The sequence below is a fragment of the Asticcacaulis sp. AC466 genome, assembly GCF_000495815.1.
In the GTDB taxonomy this organism is placed as follows: Bacteria; Pseudomonadota; Alphaproteobacteria; order Caulobacterales; family Caulobacteraceae; genus Asticcacaulis.
This window is the reverse complement of the sequence record NZ_AWGE01000008.1, coordinates 127,868-140,002: the sequence shown is the minus strand read 5'-3', so window position 1 is coordinate 140,002 and position 12,135 is coordinate 127,868. Positions and strand designations below refer to the sequence as shown.

General features: G+C 61.8%; 9 protein-coding genes. 4 read left to right on the top strand and 5 right to left on the bottom strand.

What is annotated here, in order from left to right; translation table 11 throughout:
- The first annotated feature begins 2 nt into the window (after positions 1-2).
- From hutI to AEAC466_RS32615, 4 genes are read left to right on the top strand one after another with little or no spacing between them, the layout of a single operon-like run.
- Entirely contained in the window at positions 3-1,181 is a 1,179-nt protein-coding gene (hutI, locus tag AEAC466_RS32630; protein WP_023458029.1) for an imidazolonepropionase, read from the top strand.
- Positions 1,178-2,704, top strand: coding sequence for a histidine ammonia-lyase (gene hutH, locus AEAC466_RS32625; RefSeq protein ID WP_023458028.1), 1,527 nt, complete (start codon positions 1,178-1,180; stop codon positions 2,702-2,704). The genes hutI and hutH overlap by 4 nt, the downstream gene beginning before the upstream one ends.
- A gap of 42 nt (positions 2,705-2,746) precedes the next feature.
- Positions 2,747-4,402 carry a urocanate hydratase gene (hutU, locus tag AEAC466_RS32620; protein ID WP_023458027.1) on the top strand — a complete coding sequence of 552 codons (1,656 nt, stop codon included), beginning with the start codon at positions 2,747-2,749 and terminating at the stop codon, positions 4,400-4,402.
- The gene (locus AEAC466_RS32615) at positions 4,399-4,932 is read left to right on the top strand and encodes a HutD/Ves family protein (RefSeq protein ID WP_023458026.1); all 534 of its coding nucleotides are present in this window, start codon (positions 4,399-4,401) and stop codon (positions 4,930-4,932) included. Before hutU ends, AEAC466_RS32615 begins: the two co-directional genes overlap by 4 nt.
- On the opposite strand, the gene AEAC466_RS32610 is transcribed toward AEAC466_RS32615, so the two are convergent.
- The 5 genes from AEAC466_RS32610 to AEAC466_RS32590 form a co-directional block, all read right to left on the bottom strand.
- Positions 4,929-6,095, bottom strand: a complete 1,167-nt coding sequence (locus AEAC466_RS32610; RefSeq protein WP_031238662.1) for an acetyl-CoA C-acyltransferase — start codon at positions 6,093-6,095, stop codon at positions 4,929-4,931. The genes AEAC466_RS32615 and AEAC466_RS32610 overlap by 4 nt on opposite strands.
- A 90-nt stretch (positions 6,096-6,185) precedes the next feature.
- Entirely contained in the window at positions 6,186-6,386 is a 201-nt protein-coding gene (locus AEAC466_RS32605) for a hypothetical protein (RefSeq protein WP_023458024.1), read from the bottom strand.
- Positions 6,387-6,532: 146 nt separating this feature from the next.
- The gene (locus AEAC466_RS32600) at positions 6,533-7,489 is read right to left on the bottom strand and encodes a glycoside hydrolase family 43 protein (protein ID WP_023458023.1); all 957 of its coding nucleotides are present in this window, start codon (positions 7,487-7,489) and stop codon (positions 6,533-6,535) included.
- Between the two features lie 83 nt (positions 7,490-7,572).
- Positions 7,573-8,736: a cellulase family glycosylhydrolase gene (locus AEAC466_RS32595; RefSeq protein ID WP_235074253.1), complete on the bottom strand. Its 1,164-nt coding sequence runs from the start codon at positions 8,734-8,736 to the stop codon at positions 7,573-7,575.
- A 283-nt stretch (positions 8,737-9,019) separates the two neighbouring features.
- Positions 9,020-11,866 carry a TonB-dependent receptor gene (locus AEAC466_RS32590; protein ID WP_023458021.1) on the bottom strand — a complete coding sequence of 949 codons (2,847 nt, stop codon included), beginning with the start codon at positions 11,864-11,866 and terminating at the stop codon, positions 9,020-9,022.
- Positions 11,867-12,135 lie beyond the last annotated feature (269 nt).

Genomic DNA, 12,135 nt, shown 5'->3' with positions numbered 1-12,135 from the left:
TCATGCGTTGCGATACGGTTTGGACTCGCGCCCGCCTGCTGACCGCCGCCGGCCAGCCGATCATCGACGACGGCATGATCGCCGTCCGCGACGGCCGCATCATCCATGCGGGCCCACCGGCGGATTTCGAGGGTGAGGTCATAGACCTGGGCGGCAGACTGGTCACGCCGGGCCTGATCGATTGCCACACCCACCTTGTCTTCGCCGGCAACCGCGCCAACGAATTCAAACTGCGTCTCGACGGCGTGTCCTACGAGGACATCGCGCGAGCCGGCGGCGGCATATTGTCCACCGTTACCGCAACACGCGCCGCCAACGAAGCGGCGCTAATTACCGCCGCCCTGCCCCGTCTGGACGCTCTGCTGGCGTCCGGTGTGACGACGGTGGAGATCAAATCCGGCTACGGCCTGACCCTGGAAGACGAGCTGAAAATGCTGCGCGCCGCCCGCGCCCTGGCACAGCATCGCCCGGTTCGCATCGTGACCACCCTGCTCGGCGCGCACGCCCTGCCGCCGGAGTTCAAAGACCATCCCGACGCCTATATCGACGAGGTCTGCACCCGGATGATTCCCGCCGCCGTCGGTTTGGCCTCGGCTGTCGATGTCTTTTGCGAAGGCATCGGCTTTTCCCCCGCCCAGACCGAACGGGTCTTCGCCGCCGCCCGGGCACACGGGCTGGCGGTCAAGATCCACGCTGAACAATTGTCCAACCTGCATGGCGCGGCGCTGGCGGCACGGTATGGCGCCTTGTCGGCCGATCATCTCGAACATCTCGACGCCGACGGGATCGAAGCTATGCGGGCCGCCGGGACCGTCGCGACGCTTCTGCCTGGCGCCTTTTACGTCATGTGCGAAACGGTCAAGCCGCCGATCGAAGCCTTGCGCGCCGCCGGCGTGCCCATGGCCATCGCCACCGATTGCAACCCCGGCACCTCGCCGCTGACCTCGATTCTGCTGGCGATGAACATGGCCGCCACCCTGTTCCGCCTGACAGTGGATGAATGCCTGGCCGGCGTCACAGCCAATGCCGCCCGCGCGCTCGGCCGCGACGACATCGGCGCGCTGAAGCTGGGCAAGAGCTGCGACTTCGCTGTCTGGGACTGCGACCAAGCCGCCGACCTCGTTTATTTCATGGGCACCTCGCCCCTCCATGCCCGCGTCTTCCAAGGTAAAACCGCATGATCCTCATTCCCGGCCAGGTGCCACTCTCCGACTGGCGGCGCATCTATCGCGGCGAAGACTTCCGTCTCGACTCTGCCTGTCTGGCGCAGGTCGCCGAAAGCGCCGCGGCCATCACGCGCATCCTGGCCAGGGGCGAACCCGTCTACGGCATCAATACCGGCTTCGGCAAACTGGCCTCGACTCGCATCGATGATGCGGACCTGATCACGCTTCAGCGCAATATCATCCTGTCCCATGCCGCCGGTGTCGGCGCGCCCTCGCCCCGGCCGGTCGTCCGCCTGATGCTGGCGCTCAAACTGACCTCCCTGGCCCAGGGGGCATCGGGCATTCGCGTCGAGACCCTGACCCTGATGCAGGCCATGCTGGCGCATGACCTGATGCCGGTCATTCCCTGCCAGGGCAGTGTCGGCGCGTCGGGCGATCTGGCGCCACTCGCCCACATGGCCGCGTGCATGATCGGCGTCGGTGAAATAGACTCAGGCGGCGTGCGCAAACCCGCCCTGCAAGCCTTGACCGAAGCGGGCCTATCGCCCCTGACGCCGGGACCGAAGGAGGGCCTGGCCCTGCTCAACGGCACGCAGTTTTCGACCGCCAACGCGCTGGCGGGACTGTTCGAAGCCGAATCCCTGCTGCAAACAGCGCTCATTACCGGTGCCTTATCGACCGAGGCGGCCAAGGGGTCCGATGCCCCGTTCGATCCCCGCATTCATGCGCTGCGCCGCCATCAGGGCCAGATCGACACCGCCCACGCCTTGCGCACCCTGATGGATGGGTCAGCCATCCGGGCCTCTCACCTCAAGGGCGACGAACGGGTTCAGGACCCCTACTGCCTGCGCTGCCAACCACAGGTCATGGGGGCGGCACTTGATGTGCTGCGCCAGGCCGCCACGACCCTTGAAACCGAGGCCAATGGCGTCTCCGATAATCCGCTCATCTTCACCGATCCCGACGAAGCCCTGTCCGGCGGCAATTTCCACGCCGAGCCCGTGGCCTTCGCCGCCGACATGATCGCCCTGACCCTCTGCGAGATCGGCTCCATCGCCGAACGGCGGATCGCGATGCTGGTCGATCCTGCGCTGTCCGGCCTGCCCGCCTTCCTGACGCCAAAGCCGGGCCTCAATTCCGGCTTCATGATCCCCCAGGTCACCGCCGCCGCCCTGGTCTCCGAAAACAAGCAGCGCGCCTATCCGGCCAGCGTCGATTCCATCCCGACCTCGGCCAATCAGGAAGACCATGTCTCCATGGCGGCCCATGGCGCGCGCCGGTTGATGGACATGGCGGAAAACGCCTTTGCCGTCATCGCCATCGAATTGCTGGCGGCGGCGCAGGGCTGTGATTTCCACGCGCCGCTGACCTCATCCGATGCCCTGGAACGGGTCCGCGCCCTGACCCGCGCCGCCGTGCCCGCGCTCGACCACGACCGCCACTTCCACCCCGACATGGCCTTGGCCATCGATCTGGTCCGCTCGCGGGCCGTAACCACCGCCGCGAATATCCCGCTGCCGACTGTAGAACCGAAGTAAGCCCCATTTTTCGGCCATACTGACCATTGCAAGGACAAGAAGATGACCCGTCTCGATAATTCACGCATGATCACCCCGGCCACCGGAACACAGCTGTCCGCCAAATCCTGGTTGACCGAGGCCCCCTTGCGCATGTTGATGAACAACCTGCATCCCGACGTGGCCGAACGACCGGAAGAACTGGTCGTCTATGGTGGCATAGGCCGGGCGGCGCGCGACTGGGAAAGCTTTGACCGCATTGTCGAGACCCTGAAACGCCTCGAAAACAACCAGACCCTGCTGATCCAGTCGGGCAAGCCGGTGGGCGTGTTCGAGACCCACGAAAACGCGCCGCGCGTTCTGCTCGCCAATTCCAACCTGGTGCCGCACTGGGCCAATTGGGAGCATTTCCACGAACTCGACCGCAAGGGGCTGATGATGTATGGCCAGATGACGGCCGGATCGTGGATCTATATCGGCACCCAAGGCATTGTTCAGGGCACGTACGAAACCTTTGTCGAGATGGGCCGCCAGCATTATAACGGCGACCTGAGCGGCAGGTGGCTGCTTACCGCCGGCCTGGGCGGCATGGGCGGGGCGCAACCCCTGGCCGCCGTCATGGCGGGTGCGTCCTGTCTGGCCATCGAATGCCAGGCGTCGCGCATCGAGATGCGCCTGCGCACCGGCTATCTCGATTACCAGGCCAGGGATATCGACGATGCCTTGGCCATGATAGGCAACGCCACAAAGCCGATATCGGTCGGCCTGCTCGGCAATGCCGCCGATATCCTGCCCGAGCTGTTCCGTCGGGGTGTGCGCCCGGACCTGCTCACCGATCAAACCTCCGCCCACGATCCGGTCAATGGATATCTGCCCTCTGGCTGGACGGTCGAGGACTGGCTAGACCGGCGCGAACGCGATCCGCAGGCCGTCGCCGGGGCCGCCAAGGCCTCCATGGCGCAACATGTCCGCGCCATGCTTGATTTCCAAAAAGCCGGCGTGCCGACCGTCGATTACGGCAACAATATCCGCCAGGTCGCGTTCGATGAAGGGGTCAAAAACGCCTTCGATTTCCCCGGTTTCGTTCCCGCCTATATCCGGCCGCTGTTTTGCCGCGGCATAGGCCCGTTCCGCTGGGTGGCCTTATCCGGCGATCCCGAAGACATCTACCGGACCGACGCCAAGGTCAAGGAACTGATCCCCGACAATCCGCACCTGCACAACTGGCTCGACATGGCCCGCGAACGTATCAAGTTCCAGGGGCTGCCCGCGCGCATCTGCTGGGTCGGGCTGGGCGATCGCCACCGGCTGGGCCTCGCCTTCAACGAAATGGTGCGAAACGGCGAACTAAAGGCGCCCGTCGTGATCGGACGCGACCATCTCGATTCCGGCTCCGTTGCCTCGCCCAACCGCGAAACCGAGGCCATGCGCGATGGTTCGGACGCCGTATCCGACTGGCCCCTGCTCAATGCCCTGCTCAATACCGCCTCGGGCGCGACATGGGTCAGCCTGCATCACGGCGGCGGGGTCGGCATGGGCTATTCTCAGCACGCCGGCATGGTCATCGTGGCCGACGGCACGGACGACGCCGCCAAACGGTTGGCCCGCGTCCTGTGGAACGATCCGGCCAGCGGCGTCATGCGCCATGCCGACGCCGGTTACGACATCGCCATCGACTGTGCCCGCGAAAAAGGCCTCGATCTGCCGGGCATACTGTGATCCGCCATCTGGCCGCCGCCGGACGCGTCGCTGTCCCGTGGAAAAACGGCGGCGGCGTGACGCGCGAGATCGCCGTTTTCCCCGACGGCGCGGGCATGGATGACTTCCTGTGGCGCGTCAGCATGGCCGACGTCACCCAGGCCGGTCCGTTTTCACGCTTCGACGGCATCGACCGCCACTTGACCATCCTGGCGGGGCAATTGCAACTCGACCTGCCCGATGGCCGTCATCTGCTGAACGCCGGGGACAGCCTGGCTTTCGACGGCGGCACGCCCATCTATGGTACGCCGCTATTGCCGGTGACCGATCTGAACGTCATGACCCGGCGCGGCGCCTTTCGGGCGCGTGTTGACCGGACTCTGGCGGGCCGGACAGAGGGCGCGACACTTCTGATCTGCACCATGGTCACGGCGGTTCACATGAACGGTCACGTCTTCGCGCTGGCCCCGTTCGATGCCCTGCTCTGCGACGGCGCCTACGATTTCACCGCCAATAACGCCCTGTGGCGCATTGCGCTGTCGGCGATTTAAACCCGCTCCACAGCCACGGCGGTCGCTTCGCCACCGCCAATACAAACGGCGGCAATGCCACGTCGCCCGCCCGTCTGTATCAGGGCATTGACGAGGGTGACGAGTATGCGTGCCCCGCTGGCCCCGATGGGATGGCCAAGCGCGCAGGCGCCGCCATGGATGTTGAGTTTGTCGTGGGGTATCCCCAAATCGTGCATGGCAATCAAGGCCACCACGGCGAAGGCTTCGTTGATCTCGAACAGATCGACCTCATCGATCGACCAACCCGTCTTGGCCAACACGGCCTGGATCGCACCGACCGGGGCCCGGCTGAACCATTTCGGTTCCTCGGCGTGACTGGCATGGGCTATTATGCGGGCCATCGGCGTCAAGCCCTTCACTTCGGCATTGGACTCACGCACCAGTAATAGCGCCGCCGCGCCATCAGAAATCGAGCTGGCATTGGCGGCCGTCACCGTGCCGTCCTTGGCGAAGGCGGGTTTAAGGGTAGGTATCTTTTCCGGCCTGGCCTTACCGGGCTGTTCGTCGCGGCTGATCGTGCCCGCCTTGGTTTCGACGGGCGCGATCTCGGCGCTGAAGTCCGCTTTCAGTGCGCGATCAAGGGACGCCAGGGCGTAATCATCCTGCATCCGGCGAGTGAATTGGTAGTGGGTGGCGGCCTCTTCGGCGAACGACCCCATCAGACGACCTTTTTCATAGGCGTCTTCCAGGCCGTCGAGGAACATGTGGTCCTTGACCTCGCCATGGCCCATCCGCATGCCGCTGCGCGCCTTCGGCAGCAGATAGGGTGCGTTCGACATGCTTTCCATGCCGCCAGCTATGACGATATCGGCCGATCCGGCGCGGATGGCGTCAAACCCCATCATGACCGCCTTCATGCCGGAGCCGCACATCTTGTTGATGGTGGTAGCTGGCACGCTCACCGGAAGGCCCGCTCCAAGCGAGGCCTGACGCGCCGGCGCCTGCCCCAACCCAGCCGGCAGGACGCAGCCCATAATGACCTCATCAACGATATCCGGCGCTGCTGACCCCAGGGCCGCGCGAATGGCCACGGCGCCAAGCTCAGGCGCGGTGACGGCGGCAAAATCACCCTGAAAACCGCCCATGGGCGTGCGCGCCATTCCGGCAATGACGATGGAGTCTGAAGGGGGTATCTGGGGCATTTCGTTTCCTGCGGCTTTTTTGTTTATGACGACATCATGCGCCAAAACGCTCCGTCAGGATAGATGCGAAAGATACTATTTCAGCGCACCCTACAGATCGGTCAGGGTCTCGTCCTCGCCCAGATCGTTGGGATTGTCGCCGTCCGGCTGGTCGGCATCACCATCTTCGATATCGCGCGACGCCCGGTCAATCGTATCGGTATTGGCCCCGCCGACATCTTCGGTATTCACACCGGCATCGTCGGCATCGATATCAGGATCGTCTTCGTCGATAATCAGGTTGGAAGGCATGGAACATCTCCGTTTCAGTTCTTTGGCGATCCTATTGAGGCGGACATAAAAACGCGCCGCGTCATGACCGGCTGCGCATAAAGGGACCATAGAAACGGTCGAGGAAGGCCGTTCACCATCCGCGTAAACGGGAGCCGTGAACAGGCTCAAGGGGCGATCACCGGCTTGCCGTCCACCCAGTCGAGCGGCGAAATATATAGGGCGCGGTAACGTTTGCGCGGGTCGCCATCATAGCGCCAGGCATGATAGGCGATCCAGGTCCGCCCCCGAAAATCGAAAACGCTTTGGTGCCCAGGCCCGACCAGTCCCGGCGCGCTTTTCAGGATGGGATTTTCGTCGGCGTCGCGACATCGCCCGACAGGCCCCTGGCACACCGCATAACCGGTTGCATACGCGTCGCTGCCGTAATCATTGGCCGCATAGACCATGTAGTAACGGCCGTCGTGCTTGATCATCTGTTCGCCTTCGACCACGCCGCCTTCCCAGGGCTTGTCGTTGGTTACGCCCTCGACCAACGCGGGCGCGCCGGCCAGGTGCTGTCCGTCGGCGGTAAGGCGCTGAGCGATGATGCTGATCGGCACCCCGCAACAATTGCCGTCGGTCTTGACATAGAGCCACAGGTCATCGCCATCACGGAACGGACTGGCGTCGATGGCGCCCAATTCACCGCCACAGGTCAGCGGCTTCGTCTCGGGGACGAACGGCCCCTCTGGCACCTTAGAGACGGCGGCACCGACGCACAGGGTCAGGCCATCCGGTCGCATGCGCGTCTTATGGCGGGCGCTGAAATACATGACATAGGTGTCCCCGATTTTCATGACTTCCGGCGCCCATACATCCGGGGCGCTGGATCGCGCCCAACGCGGCAGTTCCGGCATGGCGTCGACCGGCGCGCTCCAGTGAACGCCGTCGCTTGACCGCGAAAACTGGATATTCAGGCGCTTACCGCCCGACTTGCCATTGGTGGCGTAGGCGACCAGTCCGCCATCGACGGGCAGAACGAGCGGATCGGGAAAATCGACGTCGAGCACAGGTACGGCGGCCTGCACTGAACCGGCCGCTAGGGCAAGCGATGTCAGGACCGTGAAAACAAAACGAAACATGTCAGACCTCAAAAAACTCAACGGGGCCACACGACCGCGAGATCATGAAAAATGCCGGGAGACTGCTTCCCGGCACCGCTCATCTACTGCTTTTTGAAGGCCTTTGCCGCCTCGGTCGTCATGGCCTTGATCTGTTCGACCTCCGCTTGGCGATAGGCCTTTCCGTCCGGATAGAAGATATCGTGGAACCACAGGGTCGGCTGGGATTTCGTATAGGGCTTTTCCCAGGAATCCCACGGCATATTGGTCTGGCTCTTGCCCAGGACGAAGCCCCAGTTGATGGCCGCGACATTGTATTTACGCGCCATGGGCAGGGCCGAATCAAAGGTCGAGCCATTGCCGCGCGCCATATATTCCGTCATCAGCAAGGGCCGCCCGTAGGGTTGAAGCGACCTGATGCGCTGCTCCAGACGCTCGGGCCAGTCATAGCTATGGAAGCTGATGACGTCCGACTGATCGATCTGCACGCGTTCCACCGCGTTGAGGCGGCCGTTCGGCGACCAGTCGTCATTGTGCCATACACCGGAGGTCAGTGGCTGGACCGGGTCCTGGGTACGCACCCAGGCGAAGACCTGCGGCAGCAGCTTGGCCACCTGAGCCGTCTTCGTAGGTTCGTCGAGTTGAGTGTAATTGCCGCCGCCCTGATTGTCCGGTTCGTTCCACACGTCCCAGGCCAGAATGCGATCATCCTTGGCGAAGGCACCGACGATGCCCTTCACATAGGATTCGTATTTCGGCCAGCCGGCCTCATCCAGCAGGCCCGCCGTCCCGGGCGATTGCACCCAGCCCGAATTGTGCACGCCAGGAACGGGCGGATGCTGTGGGCCCAGTTTGGGGTTGGGGTCCCAACAGGAATCGAACAGGACCAGCATCGGCTTGATATGATGCTTGGCCGCCAGATCGAGGACAATGTTGATGCGCTTTTTGAAGCCTTCCGGGTCCTGCGCCCACAGTTGGTCATGCAGGAAGATCCGCATGGTGTTCATGCCGATACCCTCGGCATAACCAAATTCCTTGTCGATTTCGGCCGGATTGAAGGTATCGGCCTGCCACATCTCGAACTGGTTGATCGCATCGGTCGGCAGAAAGTTGGCGCCGACGAGCCAGCGCTGTTCGCCGTACCATTGGTTGGCCTTGGCCGCCGGCCAGCGCGAGGTTTCCGCGTGGGCAGGCATTAACATCGCCTGTCCCGCCAGGCCGAGGGCGCTGGCTACCACAAAGGCCTTCATTACGGATGTCGTCTTCATTGAAATCTCCCTGAACCTGGTGTGCCGAAGCGGTAGATCGGCGCGTTGGAACAGATCCGCCGACCGACCAAAGCGATATCGACATCGCTGCGGTTCCGGCCAATGGCCTTTGTCCTGTCACGTACCCTCGCTGCCTTGCCGTCTTTAACGCGGCTAATTCCTTCATATCTGATTTATATGATAATTTAAAACCAAAAAGTGTGTCGCTCCAATGCAAAAGGCGCTCCGGACGGGTCCGGAGCGCCGCAGGTTCAAGGGCCGGGGATAACGGCCCTCTGGGACATCAGTAGCTGTAGGCGAGACGCAGGATGAAGTTGCGGCCTGGCTCCATATAGTCCTTCTGATAGGACGGGTGCTTGCCCTTGGTCGTGTAGTAGCGGTGGCCGTCAAGGATGTTCTGGGCATCGAAATCGACGCTCAGGCCGGGACGGAAGGTGTAACGCGTGTGCAGGTCCAGGCTCTTGTTCGGCTGCACCCACTTGTCCACGGCGTTATCGCGCAGGTCCTCGATATAGGCGCCTTGATACTGGTAGGCCAGTTTCGCTTCGAACCCGTACTTCTGGTAGGTCAGGCCCGCATTATAGTTCAGGTCCGGAGACTGGATGAACGGGATCGGCCGCCCGACGCGATAGCTAAGGCCGGTTTCGGCCGAAGAGTTCTGCGAGGTGACATTAAACTCGATACCGAAGCCGTCAAACGGCGCAGGCAGACCTTCGAACGACTTGATGACATTGAGTTCGACACCGGAAATGGTCGCCTTCTTACCGTTTTGCGGTTGCGTATACTCAATCGTGCCTTCTTTGGTGTCGGCATTGACCGACGAACCATTGGTGAAGATGAAGTCGTGGATGACCTTCTGGAAGTAGGTCAACGACACCATGCTCGACGCGTCGGGATAATATTCAGCCGACAGATCGAGATTGAGCGACTGGGCCGGCTTGAGGTCGGGGTTGCCGCGTTCGACCTTGACGATCTCGTGCGTCGACGGATCGCGGCCTATCGACACGCCCTGGCTGATATTGCCATATTCGGGACGCGAGAAGCTGGTCCACAAGGCGCCGCGGTAGACAAATTTGCTGTCCGGGCGCCACACGGCGGTGACCGACGGCAGAACATTGTCGTACGTCTTCTTGTAGGTGACGAAGCCGGATGTGCCGCCATTGTCATCGTCCGAAGCCCATGAGGTGTTTTCAACTGCGGTATGTTCCACCCGCGCACCGGCCAGAACCTGAACGTCGTTGAAGCGCATGTCCGCCAGGGCGTAGGCGGCGGTAACGGTTTCAGATCCATGCTTGTCCGACTGATTCAGATCGGCTGCGGAGAAGGTGGTCGGATTACGGGCCATGGCGGCGGTAATCGCTTTTTCCACCGCTGCCCGGCTCATGATCGAACCGTAATAGTAGGTGCCGTGATCTATGCCCTGGACCTGGCGCTCAACGAGGCCCGAAGAGGCCAGGGTCGAGTTTTCCAGCGGCGTACCATCGACATTACCGTCCCACAGCGGCGTGGAGTCATACTTGCGCTCGGACTTGGTGTATTTAAAACCCGCCTTGATATGGTCGAAGACACCGCCGAAATCATAGGTGGCGTCAACGCGCAGCGCGGTGCGGGCGTCGGATTGCTTGTCCTTGTCGAAGAAGGCGCCATCGAACGGCAGGAGATCGTCGCGATGATCGACATTGGCGGCGTAGGCGGGCAACTGGGCCAGCGGGAAGCGCGGATCGGCAGACGACCACAGGATACCGGTGGAGGTGAACATCGGATCGGTACTGCACTTATCGCAATTGTACCCGATGCCGAAGTGGCCGTTATTGCCTTTTTCGCCGTAGGAATAGCTGAGGTCATACTCGAGGGTCAGGGCATCCTTGTGGGTGATGCCGCCGGCATTCACCGTCATCAGGTTGGATTCCTGATCCTGGGTCTCGAACGTCCGGGCGAACTGGAAGGCCTTCGGGTCCCAGACACCGGAACGGCCATTCAGCGACCAGTATGAAGAACTGCTCTTCATATCCGCATCGGTGATGACGCCGTCACCGTCGTAATCCTTGATCTGCGCCGTGGTGTAACCATAGATATTGCCGCGCGCGCCGTGGCCGACAATCATTTGCTCCGGCTGCTTGAGCGAGGTGTCGTCGATGTTGACCTGCTGAAGGCGGGCGGTCTTGCGGCTGCGTTCGTCGGTATAGTCGTTGGTGCCGACGCGCTTCAGCTTGGAGAACTGCCCGCGCAGATAGAGCTGGGTGTCATCGCCGTGGTAATCGACCGAGACGTTGCCGCCGTAACGCTCCTGCGAACCGCGACGATAGTCGAGGTCGATACCCGGCAGGTACATCGACTTCTCGTCGATGGCTTCTTCAGAATCCTTGCGCCAGTGGTAAGGTTCCCACTCGCCGTCATTCTCAGTTTCTTCGTTATGGTAGTTGCTCTTGCCATAGTTGAACGACCCGAAAACGCCCCACTTGCCGCCGTCGAAACGATGGGAGGCGTCAATCTGGATCTGGGCGTTGCCGTCTTTTTCACCCTGGGCCTGGGCGCGATCGTTTATGCCATAGCTGGCGAAGACGCGAACGACGTCCTTTTTGAAGTCGAAGGCATTCGGGGTCACGAAATTGACCGCGCCGCCAATGGCGTCGCCGTCCATGTCCGGTGTCAGGGTCTTGCTGACCGAAATGGCCTTCAGGCCGTTAGGCGGCAGGACCGTCATCGACATCCGGCGGCTGTCGGTATCGGTGAGGGCCACCCGAACGCCATTGATGGCGTAGGTGTTGAACGTGCCGCCGAAGCCACGGATGGCGACATATTCGCCTTCGCCGGTTTCTTGGTTGACCACAACATTGACGCCGGGGACGCGCGCCAGGGCGTCGGCCACGTTGGCGTCCGGCAACTTGCCCAGATCATCTGACGAGATGACATTGGTGACCGCAGTGGCCTTCTTCTGCTGGCCGATTGAGTTGGCGTTCGACAGGCGCTGGCCGGTAACCACAACCGTGGTGGTGTCTTCGGCCGGCGCCTGATCCTGAGCGAAGGCAGCCAAAGGCAGGGCAATCACAAGGGCGCCGAAGCTGACGCCGACAAGAGCACGCGAGCGCGCACCGGCACTAAGCCGTGACGTAAGGGGATGGAATGACATGGGTGTTCTCCAGATGTGTCCATATGCTGTTTTTGCGATGCTTCTTTGTGACTGCGCACCCGATCCGTCCCTGCCCCCGATTGGTCCGAAGTAGACACACAGAGGTGCACCTTCTGACACAAGACAGAATTCGATATGGACAGGTTACGCCCAGTTAATGATTATTAGTAAGAAGCAGTTGCTTAATGTCGCAAAATAAATCTGGTGTAAACCAGTTTAATTCAATTGATTAATTTTATATTCTTTTTAGCTTACTGTTAAAAAAGTGT